This is a genomic window from Nonomuraea sp. NPDC052129, from assembly GCF_040680095.1.
Taxonomy (GTDB): domain Bacteria; phylum Actinomycetota; class Actinomycetes; order Streptosporangiales; family Streptosporangiaceae; genus Nonomuraea.
The window spans coordinates 210,823-219,952 of the sequence record NZ_JBFAVX010000018.1 but is presented as its reverse complement, the minus strand read 5'-3'; the positions used below and the strand labels follow the sequence as shown (position 1 = coordinate 219,952).

The following is a 9,130-nucleotide window of genomic DNA, read 5'->3' as shown; positions in this document are numbered from 1 at the left end:
TGGACATGATCGTGTTTTCCCCCGAGATGGTGAATGATCTTTACAGACTTCCGTCTACGTTCGGTGATCATTTCCACACCTAGAGTGATACCCCCACCGTTCGGCGCGCCGGGCCGTACGCGGGTCGAGCATGGCGGTGGCCTCGTCGAGGATGACCGTGTGCGGGTCGGCCAGGATGACCCGGGCCAGGGCGAGCTGCTGCACACGGTCGGGGCCGAGTTCGGTACCGACCGTGTGCGAACCGAGCTCGTTGTCCAGCGAGGCGACGTCATCACGATCGCCGCGTCATTGACGGTGACAGGTCCCGGGGTGGGCGCGGTGATCAGCTACGGGGTGGTGGCGGCGCTGTTGCTGCAGGTCTCCGTGGTGCTGGCCGTGGTGGTGCTGCTCGGTGTGCCCCGATGCCGATCGTCACGACCTCGCCTGCCGAGGTGCGCTTGTTAGGTCCGCGCCGAGAGTGTTGATCTGCTCCACCAGGGCGCGCACCGTGCGGAAGTTGGCGTCCATCCGGATCTTGGTCATCGTGCGGTGCCGCATCATCGCCAGCCAGGCGTTGGCGAGGCCGGCGCCGAGCAGCGCCAGCACCCAGCCGGGCGCCAGGTTGTCGTCGATCGCCCTGGACAGCAGGTACGGCGGGAGCGTGAGGCCCACCATCCACAGGGTGCCCAGCATCGCGCCCAGCGTGACCCGGCCCTTCTGCGCCCAGACCAGCCGGCACAGATACCAAGCCGCCGCCCTCATGGCGATCACGCTAGACCATGGCTTTACCTTTGCCCCGAAGGGGTTACTCGTAGCGGCCGGCCCCGGCTCCGTACGCTGACCTGGCGCTCCGCCCACGGCGACGTCGCCGCGGTGAACGAACAAAGTGATGGTGCCGAAGTGGGAGGTCACCTCCAGCCAGGCGGCGGAGTGGTTGGTGAGCGGCGGCGAGCGGCCCAGCCGGTGTAGCGAGTGGCGCTAACGCACCCAGCCGGTGTAGCGGCGGCCGCCCTTCGGCTCCTCGCGCCATCCAGAACGGCGCCCTCCACCATCGGGTTCGAGTGCGGCCGAGACCGCCCGGACGAGCCAGGCGTTGACGGAGAGTCCTTCGCGACCGGCCGCCTCCTCGATGCGCGGCTTGAGGTGCTCGGGGACGCGCAGCGAGATCCGCGACGTGCCGCCGTCCTCCCCCTCCTGCGGCACCCCCACACCGACCGGCGCCCCAGCCTCCGAAGCCCCCCGAGCTCCTGGAACGCCAGATGCCCCTGGAGCGCCCGCGCCGCCCGAAGCCGTCCGCCGCCGACCACCCGCCACACCGGGCAACGCGTCAAAACCGCCCTCACCCCCGCCCTCGAACGGGCGGTCCGTGGGCGGCGGCGTCACGACGAAGGAGGGGTCGCGCCCGCGCAACCGTACGTCGACCGAGCCCGGTGCGAGCTCCCGGGTGATCTCATCGGCGGCGGCGGACAACGCCTCCAGCAGAACAAGCCGCGTCGCCGACTCCAACGGCAAGGTGAGGCGCTCGGCGAGGGCGCGCGCGTCATCGCCACCCGCCTCGGCGGCGGCCGCGAGTTCGCGGCGCAGATTGTCGACGTACGGCGCGAGATCCATGACATCACTATGACGCCATAAAGGCGCCATGACAACCCGCGTCGCGAGCCTGAAGCGCTGTTCACCTTTGACGCCACCGCGCATGCACGGCCGCCGCAATCGCTCCAGCCGGATCTCGCCGGTACGGGACACGATCTCCCAACTGGCCGCGAATATAGCAGGACGATCACTCGTCGACGGCGGCGCGAGCTGCCGACCCCGCGGCGACAGCGGCATGACCTGCCGCTCAGGCAGCATGACCTGCCACTCAGGCAGCGCGGCTTGTCGCTCGGACAGGGCGACAAGCCACTCAGGCAGGGCGAGCTGTCTCTCAGCCTCCGGCCGTCGATCCCACCACCCGCGCGGCGATCATCATGCCGTAAACCGGCGCCGGGATACCGTACCCAGATGGAAACCGTCACCCTGGACCGCCTGGACCGCTGTCTGGCACACGCGCTCCAGATCGACGGCCGAGCACCCTTCAGCAAGATCGGCGAAGTGCTCGGCGTCTCCGAGAACACCATCGCCCGCCGATACCAGCGGTTGCGTTCGGCCGGGATACTCCGCGTCGTCGGCGTGGTCGACGGGCTCCGGCTCGATCACGTCTCTTGGGCGATCCGGCTGCGCTGCACACCAGACGCCGCGAGCGCGGTCGCCACCGCCCTGGCACGCCGCAGTGACACCGCCTGGGTGAGTCTGCTCTCCGGCGGAACCGAGATCGCCTGCGGCACACTGGCCCGGACGCCGGCCGAACGCGACGCCTTCCTGCTGGAGAAACTCCCCCGCAGCCGGCAAGTGGTGGGCGTCACCGCGCACCGCATGCTGCACAGGTTCGCGGGCGGCCCGGCAGGCTGGGCGGGCCTGCGAGCGCTGTCCACCGAGCAAGCAGCCGCACTCCTCGTCGATCCGGTCGCGCATGAGGGAACCGCCTCGCCCATCGACGAAACCCTCCAGCTCGACGAGGCGGACCACGCGCTGCTGGAGACCCTCTCGAAGGACGGGCGGACCACCCATACCGACCTGGCCGCGATCACCGGCTGGTCGGAGTCGACCGTACGACGGCGCATGGCACACCTGCGGCAGACCGGAATCCTCTACTTCGACGTCGACATCCCACCCGAACCCCTCGGCTTCCACGCCGAAGCCTGGCTGTGGATGTCCGTGAAGCCCGCCAAGCTCGCCGCCGTGGGCGAAGCCCTGGCCCAGCACCCGGAGGTCACGGTCGCCGCCGCCACCACGGGTCCGGCCAACCTCTTCGCCGGCGTCACCTGCCGCAACTCCCGCGACCTGTATCGGTACCTGACCGAGCGCATCGGATCCTTGAAGGCCGTACGGCATGTAGAGACGGCGCCCCTGATCCGGACCGTCAAGCGAGCAGGCGCCATCCTGCCCGGCTTCCATTAGGAGGGGCCCGTTCCCGCCGGGAGGAGTCCGCCTTCCTGCAGGGAGTCCGGCCGGCCTCCGCCAAGAGAGCCCCGGCCCCCGATAGGACAGGCCCCCGCCTCCGATAGGAGAGGTTCGACTTCCGGTAGGAGAGGTTCGGCCCGACCTGAGACCGCTCGCCGGATTCCGGCTGATCGCCTGCCTACCATGCCGGAAACCGCCGCGTCACAGCACCTGGATCGCCTTCACCCCGGTCCGAGGCCGACAGTTGCCGATGACCAGAAGGGAATCACCACCATGCATGTGATCGTCATCGGCGCCGGACTCGGCGGCCTGTGCCTGGCCCAACGGCTGCGCCGTCTCGGCATCAGCGTTTCCGTACACGAGCGAGACACCACGCCGGTCTTCCGCCACCAGGGCTACCGCCTCCACATCAACGCCGACGGCCGGCGCGCCCTCGAACACGCCCTCCCACCACGGCTATGGCGACTCTTCCTGGCCACGGCGGGGACACCTGGCCCCCGCTCGGTGTTCCTCGACGAACAACTCCTTCCGCGATGGACGGCAGAGGCGGACTCCGGGCCCGCGCCCCTGGCGGCCGACCGGCTGACCCTGCGTCAGATACTGCTGACCGGACTGGAAGACGTCGTCACCTTCGGCAAGACATGCACCGGCTTCGAAACCACCCCGACCAACGACGCCACGACCGACGACACCGCGATGAACCACACCGTCATCGCGCGCAGCCACATCACAGCGAACGGCCGTGACACCGCCGCGAACGATCCCGTTGCCACCGCGAACAGCCGCATAACCGCCCACTTCGCCGACGGCAGCACCCTGACCGGCGACGTACTGGTAGCCGCCGACGGCGTGAACTCCGTCATCCGCCGCCGGCTCCTCCCCCACGCCCGCGTCATCGACACCGGCCTGCGCCAGCTCTACGGCAGGATCCCCTTGACCGCCCAGACCAGAGCGCTGTTCAGCGACGACATGTTCAACGTCTTCACCGCGATCGTCGGCCCCGGCAGCGCCTTCGTCGGCGTGGCTCCAGTGGAGTTCCCGGAGCCGATGGACCAGGCCGTCGCCCGGCACGCCCCCGACGTACAGCTCCACGACATACGGAACTACATGACCGTCAGCTTCGGAACCCGCCGCGAGCACCTCCCCCGCACCGACGACGAACTCCACCGGATGACCGGCACCGAACTCCGCGCGATGGTGCTGGACCTGATCGACGGCTGGCATCCCCGCGTCCAGCGCATCGTGCGGGAGTGGGACCCGGCCAGCATCTTCCCCGCCATCCTGCGTACCAGCGTCCCCATCGAGCCATGGCCCACCAGCGCCGTCACCCTGCTCGGTGACGCCATCCACGCGATGAGCCCGGCCGGCGGGGTGGGCGCCAACACCGCGCTGCGCGACGCGGCCACGCTGGCGGACGCACTGAACGAGGCGGCACACGGACGCCCACTGGTCGCGGCGCTGCGCGCATACGAAGCCGCGATGACCGGCTACGGGTTCGCCGCAGTACGCGCCTCCGCCGACAACGGCCACCGCTTCCTCGGCCAGAACCCGCTCCCCACCACATAAACCCCCGGGCCACCGCCCCTACCAAAACCCGGTGCGGAGGCCCCGTCGGTGCTGACTCGGACACCTGAGAGCCGGCTACCCGCCGGCCCTGGTAGCAGGGCAATCCGCCGGTAAGCGGCGAAAGGCCCGGTCCACCGCTTCCTGCCATGGGGGCGCCTCGTGAACCGGTAGACGTTGGCCGACGTCCGCCACCATCGGCGAGTCTGCGAACGAGGTGGACGTTGGACGGACACTGGCGTCGACCTGGCCAGCCCGCACCCCGTCGATCTCCCGGAAGACTCCGGTCGTAGATCAACAACCCCATGCCCTCCGGCCCTGCCCCGTCGCGGACGGCCGTGCGCCGGATGCTAGCTTGGCCCTTCGTGTCTGACTATCTTCGTGGTCTCTTCTCCCTGGACGGTCGGCGAGCCCTGGTGACCGGCGGCAGTTCAGGGATCGGTTATGCCATGGCCGAGGCGATCGGCCGTGCCGGGGCCGAGGTGGTGATCGTGGCTCGCCGGGAGGCCGAGCTCGACAAGGCCGTGCACCAGCTGCGGCAGCACGGCGTGACGGCCTCCCGCATCAGCGCCGACCTCGGCGACCGCGCGGCCGTGGAGCGGGTCTGCGCCGGCGCCGGCCAGATCGACATCCTGGTCAACGATGCCGCCAACAACATCCGCAAGCCCATGGCCGAGCTCACCGACGACGACTATGAGCAGACCATCGCGGTCAACCTGACCGCCCCCTACCTGTTCGGCCAGCACTTCGGGCCGAGCATGGCCGAGCGGGGCTGGGGGCGGATCATCAATGTGGGCTCCCAGCAGACCGTCAGCGCCTTCGGCAACAGCGGTGTATATGGTGCGGCCAAGGCCGGGATCGGCGGCCTCACGCGGTCGCAGGCCGAAGCCTGGTCAAGCCGGGGCGTATGCGTCAACACGATCATCCCCGGATTCGTGCTGACGCCGCTGACCGAGCCGGCTCAGGCCATCCCCGGCCGGGTCGAGGCGCTCGCCGCGCGCCACATGGTCGCCCGTAACGGCGTGCCAGACGATTTCGCTGGTGCCGCGGTGTTTCTGGCCGGTGACGCCTCCGCGTTTGTCACCGGCCAGATGCTGTTTGTCGACGGTGGCTTTTTCGTACACTGAATCAGCCGAGCGCCTTTACTTTGTAGATTACTTGCGGTGGATATGCCGGACCTCCGCGCCTTCGTGCCAGGTGTCGATGACCAGTTCGTCGCCCTCGACCCGAGTCCACACCACCTCGGACAGGTCGATCCTGAACAGGTGCGAGTCGGTGCTGGGCAGGCCCGCCTCGGCCAGCACCTTCGGGTCGGTGACCTCCACCGCCCGGCCGGCCAGTTTCACGTCGCCGGCCCATGACGACGGATCCGCCTCATCAGGGTCGGGCGAGGTGACGTGGATGGCCATGCGCGGATCTCGCCGCAGGTCGAGCGCCTTGACCGCACCGGGCATGGACCCCATCCACAGCTCGCCGCCGTCCAGGCGCGACTCGGTGCCGCTCACCCTGGGAGAGCCGTCCTTACGGAGCGTGGCCAGCACCTTGTGCTTGTGACGCTCCATCACCCCCCGAGCGACCGCCGCCAACTCGGGGGCCTGGATCTCGAACTCTTTCCACGACGTCATGTGAGCATCATGAACGAGGGCACCGACAAAACCCGGCCGGGAGGTACGGGCCCACGGCGTCCATACCGACGATCGAGGTCTAGACGTCGAGGTCTAGACGATGTTCTGACGGCTCGGCAGCGCGTCCCCGCGCTCAGTCCCGGTCCGGCTCCTGGGACAGTTCGTGCGACAACTGTTCCAGCTCCGCTCCCCCCGCCATCAGCCCCGTCAGCTCCTCCCGCGTGATGTCCCCCTTGCCGTACTCCCCCAGGCTCGTCCCCCGGTTGAGCAGCAGGAACCGGTCCCCCACCGGATAGGCGTGGTGCGGGTTGTGCGTGATGAAGACCACGCCGAGGCCCCGGTCGCGGGCCCTGGCGATGTAGCGCAGGACGACGCCCGCCTGCTTGACGCCCAGCGCCGAGGTCGGCTCGTCGAGGATGAGCACCCGGGCGCCGAAGTGGACGGCCCTGGCGATCGCCACCGACTGCCGCTCGCCGCCGGACAGCGTGCCGACGGGCTGGTCGACGTCGCGGATGTCGATGCCCATGGCCCGCAGTTCCTCGCGGGCCACCCGCCGGGCCGTGGCGACGTCGAAGGCCAGGCCCTTGCGGGGTTCGGAGCCGAGGAAGAAGTTCCGCCAGACCGACATCAGGGGGATCATCGCCAGGTCCTGGTAGACGGTGGCGATGCCGCGGTCCAGCGCCTCGCGCGGGCTGCCGAAGCGCACCTCGGCGCCGTCCACAAGGAAGGAGCCGGTATCGTGCTGGTGCACCCCGGCGAGGATCTTGATGAGTGTCGACTTGCCGGCGCCGTTGTCGCCCAGGACGCAGGTGACCTGGCCCGCCTCGACGCTCATCGACACCTCGCGCAGCGCCAGGACCGAGCCGAAGGTCTTGCCGATGTCGCGCGTCTGGATGATCAATGCTTCACCTCCTCGGCATACCGCCGGACCAGGCGGTTGGCCAGCGTGGCCAGCAGGAGCATGGCGCCGAGGAAGAATTTGAACCAGTCGGCGTCCCAGCCCAGGAAGACGATGCCCTTGTCGGCCATGCCGAAGATGACCGCGCCGATGGCGGCGCCGATCGCCGAGCCGTACCCGCCCGTGAGCAGGCACCCGCCGATCACGGCGGCGATGATGTAGATGAACTCCTGCCCGATGCCGATGTTGGCCTGCACGGAGGTGTAGCGCAGGGCCAGGATCGAGCCGACGAGCCAGGCGGCGACCGCGGTGGTCATGAACAGCGCGATCTTGGTACGGGCGGCGGGCACACCGACCGCGCGGGCGGCCTGCTCGTTGCCGCCGACCGCGAAGATCCAGTTGCCCGCCCTGGAACGCATGAGCACCCAGGTCGCCGCGGCGGTGACCAGCACCCACCAAAGGATCGCCACGCGGAAGGAGGTGCCGCCGATGTCGATGGTGCCCGCGAAGATCGTCCGGGCGGTCTCGTAGCCCGCCGCTCTGCGCAGACCGCTGACCTGTACGGTGCCGGTCAGGGCCTTGGTGACGCCCAGGTTGATGCCCTGCAGCATGAGGAACGTGCCCAGCGTCACGATGAAGCTGGGCAGCCGTGTCCTGGTGACGACCAGCCCGTTGGCCAGTCCGATGAGCAGCGCGACGACCAGTCCGACGAGCATGGCCGTCCACACGTCGAAGCCGTAGCGGGTGGCGAGCGTGACCAGGATGAGCCCGGTCGTGCCGGTCAGCACGCCGGCCGACAGGTCGAACTCGCCGCCGATCATCAGCAGCGCGATGGCGACGGCCATGATGCCGAGCGTCGCGGCCGGGTCGAGCCAGTTCGCGATGCCCGCGGGTGAGCGGAACACCGGTGACTGGGCGGCGAAGAAGGCGAACACCGCGACCAGGCCGACGACTGCCCCCAGCTCCGGGCGGATCAGCAGCCGGCGGGCCAGGCCGACGCTGCCGATCCGTTCATCGGCGGGAACAGTGGTCACCTGGTGCCCGCTTCTGCCAGTTTGGCCACCTGCTCGGCGTTGTCCTTGGTCACGAAGCCGGGGCCGGTGTTGACGGGCAGGCCGCCGCCGACGGTGTTGAGGTTGTTCTTGTACAGGTAGAGGAAGACGATCGGCAGGTAGCCCTGGAGGTACTGCTGCTGGTCCACGGCGAACAGGATCTCGCCGTCCTTGATCGCGGCGACCACGTCGCCCGACAGGTCGAACGTGCCCAGCTTGGTCTGCGTCCCGGCGTCCTTGATGGCGTCGCGGGCGGCGATGGCGACCGCCGGGTTGAGCGTGAGCACGCCGTTGAGCTGCTTGTCGGACTGCAGCTTGGCGGTGACCTTGGAGGTCACGTCCGCCAGGTTGCTCACGTCGACCTGCAGCCGCTCGACCGTGCCGCCCAGCGTGGCCTCGGCGCCCTTGCACCGCTGGTCGAGGCCGACGTTGCCGGCCTCGTGGATGACGCACAGCAGCTTGGTGACGCCGGCCGCCTTGAGTTGTTCGCCCGCGCCGCGCCCGGCCACCTCCTCGGACTGGCCGACGTGGGTGATGGCGCCGAACGCCTTGGAGGAGTCGGCGCCGGAGTTGATCGTCACGACGGGGATCTTGGCGGCGACGGCCTTGCCGATGGCCTCCTTGAGGGCGTCGGGGTTGGCCATGGACACCACGACGCCGTCGACCTTCTCCGAAACCGCCTGGTCGATGAGCTGCGACTGCTTGGCCGGGTCGCCGTCGCCCTGGTAGGTGACCTTCACGGCGTACTGCTTGCCGGCGGCCTCGGCGCCGTTCTTCACCACGTCCCAGAAGGAGTCTCCGGGTCCTGCGTGGGTGATGACGGCGAAGGTGCCGCCGCTCGCCGCGGCGGGCGCGGATCCTGCGGCGGGTGCGCTGCTCTGCGCGGCGGGTTGCGGCGCAGAGGAACAGCCGCTCAACGCCAGAGCGCCCAGCAACGCCACCACGATCGGGATTCGTCTCATCCGACACCTCCAAGACCAACGGGCTCGTCCCTGGTTCTACCCCAATGTCATCTG

Annotated in this window: 10 protein-coding genes; 4 read left to right on the top strand and 6 right to left on the bottom strand. The window is 69.3% G+C overall.

The features are described 5' to 3' along the window. The first annotated feature begins 159 nt into the window (after nucleotides 1-159). The gene (locus AB0L53_RS34055) at nucleotides 160-444 is read left to right on the top strand and encodes a hypothetical protein (protein WP_364002756.1); all 285 of its coding nucleotides are present in this window, start codon (nucleotides 160-162) and stop codon (nucleotides 442-444) included. Here the strand turns inward: AB0L53_RS34055 and AB0L53_RS34050 are convergent. Next, nucleotides 412-741, bottom strand: coding sequence for a hypothetical protein (locus AB0L53_RS34050; RefSeq protein ID WP_364002753.1), 330 nt, complete (start codon nucleotides 739-741; stop codon nucleotides 412-414). The genes AB0L53_RS34055 and AB0L53_RS34050 overlap by 33 nt on opposite strands. A 216-nt stretch (nucleotides 742-957) precedes the next feature. Next, nucleotides 958-1,590 (bottom strand): hypothetical protein, encoded by a 633-nt coding sequence (locus AB0L53_RS34045; RefSeq protein ID WP_364002750.1) that lies wholly within the window; start codon nucleotides 1,588-1,590, stop codon nucleotides 958-960. A 387-nt stretch (nucleotides 1,591-1,977) separates the two neighbouring features. Between AB0L53_RS34045 and AB0L53_RS34040 the strand changes: the two genes are divergently transcribed. From AB0L53_RS34040 to AB0L53_RS34030, 3 genes are all read left to right on the top strand, one after another. Beyond that, a complete protein-coding gene (locus AB0L53_RS34040; RefSeq protein ID WP_364002747.1) occupies nucleotides 1,978-2,973 on the top strand; it encodes an Lrp/AsnC family transcriptional regulator in 996 nt (331 codons plus the stop codon). A gap of 276 nt (nucleotides 2,974-3,249) precedes the next feature. Then, entirely contained in the window at nucleotides 3,250-4,542 is a 1,293-nt protein-coding gene (locus AB0L53_RS34035; RefSeq protein WP_364002744.1) for an NAD(P)/FAD-dependent oxidoreductase, read from the top strand. A 302-nt stretch (nucleotides 4,543-4,844) separates the two neighbouring features. Next, complete coding sequence (locus AB0L53_RS34030) at nucleotides 4,845-5,666, top strand: SDR family oxidoreductase (protein WP_364002741.1); 822 nt, start codon at nucleotides 4,845-4,847, stop codon at nucleotides 5,664-5,666. Nucleotides 5,667-5,693: 27 nt separating this feature from the next. Here AB0L53_RS34030 and AB0L53_RS34025 read toward each other — a convergent pair whose 3' ends face one another. From AB0L53_RS34025 to AB0L53_RS34010, 4 genes are all read right to left on the bottom strand, one after another. Then, a complete protein-coding gene (locus AB0L53_RS34025; protein WP_364002738.1) occupies nucleotides 5,694-6,164 on the bottom strand; it encodes a pyridoxamine 5'-phosphate oxidase family protein in 471 nt (156 codons plus the stop codon). 133 nt (nucleotides 6,165-6,297) lie between these two features. Next, nucleotides 6,298-7,065, bottom strand: a complete 768-nt coding sequence (locus AB0L53_RS34020; RefSeq protein WP_358447426.1) for an ATP-binding cassette domain-containing protein — start codon at nucleotides 7,063-7,065, stop codon at nucleotides 6,298-6,300. Next, a complete protein-coding gene (locus AB0L53_RS34015; RefSeq protein WP_364002734.1) occupies nucleotides 7,062-8,096 on the bottom strand; it encodes an ABC transporter permease in 1,035 nt (344 codons plus the stop codon). The genes AB0L53_RS34020 and AB0L53_RS34015 overlap by 4 nt, the downstream gene beginning before the upstream one ends. Further along, nucleotides 8,093-9,076, bottom strand: a complete 984-nt coding sequence (locus AB0L53_RS34010) for a sugar ABC transporter substrate-binding protein (RefSeq protein ID WP_357952917.1) — start codon at nucleotides 9,074-9,076, stop codon at nucleotides 8,093-8,095. Before AB0L53_RS34010 ends, AB0L53_RS34015 begins: the two co-directional genes overlap by 4 nt. Nucleotides 9,077-9,130 lie beyond the last annotated feature (54 nt).

What these genes read in the sequence shown, in the direction of transcription:
- AB0L53_RS34050 (WP_364002753.1), bottom strand. Translation starts at nt 741, where the DNA reads ATGAGGGCGGCGGCTTGGTATCTGTGCCGGCTGGTCTGGGCGCAGAAG.
- AB0L53_RS34045 (WP_364002750.1), bottom strand. Translation starts at nt 1,590, where the DNA reads ATGGATCTCGCGCCGTACGTCGACAATCTGCGCCGCGAACTCGCGGCC.
- AB0L53_RS34040 (WP_364002747.1), top strand. Translation starts at nt 1,978, where the DNA reads ATGGAAACCGTCACCCTGGACCGCCTGGACCGCTGTCTGGCACACGCG.
- AB0L53_RS34035 (WP_364002744.1), top strand. Translation starts at nt 3,250, where the DNA reads ATGCATGTGATCGTCATCGGCGCCGGACTCGGCGGCCTGTGCCTGGCC.
- AB0L53_RS34030 (WP_364002741.1), top strand. Translation starts at nt 4,845, where the DNA reads ATGCCCTCCGGCCCTGCCCCGTCGCGGACGGCCGTGCGCCGGATGCTA.
- AB0L53_RS34025 (WP_364002738.1), bottom strand. Translation starts at nt 6,164, where the DNA reads ATGACGTCGTGGAAAGAGTTCGAGATCCAGGCCCCCGAGTTGGCGGCG.
- AB0L53_RS34010 (WP_357952917.1), bottom strand. Translation starts at nt 9,076, where the DNA reads ATGAGACGAATCCCGATCGTGGTGGCGTTGCTGGGCGCTCTGGCGTTG.